The organism is Neglectibacter sp. X4 (assembly GCF_009917365.1).
Classification (GTDB): Bacteria; Bacillota; Clostridia; order Oscillospirales; family Acutalibacteraceae; genus Acutalibacter.
In genome coordinates, this window is record NZ_QWLE01000272.1 from 1 (window position 1) to 333 (window position 333).

The window sequence follows — 333 nt, forward strand, 5'->3', positions numbered from 1 at the left end:
CCTTATTATCGTGCAACATAGCATTAAAATCTTTTTTATCTTCGTTTGCCATTTCTGCCACCTCCTACTTTAAGGATAATCTGTTTGGCATTCCTATGCAATGAGGCTGTTTGAAAAAATTCGTCATACAAACTGGAATTTGTGGTTAGACGATATTCTCACCCAAAATTATTTTAGGCATTGTAGTTAAACATCTGTTCCAACGTTTGTAAAACTTCTCTATACCAAGTTTAGATACTCTTGCATGAGCTTCTTCATTTTCTAACACCCAATACAACACATATGTTACCTTGCCTACATTTCTCGTGAGTCGAACAGGCAATTCCCCCTCTT

General features: G+C 36.3%; 1 pseudogene. It reads right to left on the bottom strand.

The features are described from left to right. Positions 1–145: 145 nt before the first annotated feature. Positions 146–333: pseudogene (locus tag D1841_RS18080) on the bottom strand (hypothetical protein); the annotation flags it as partial.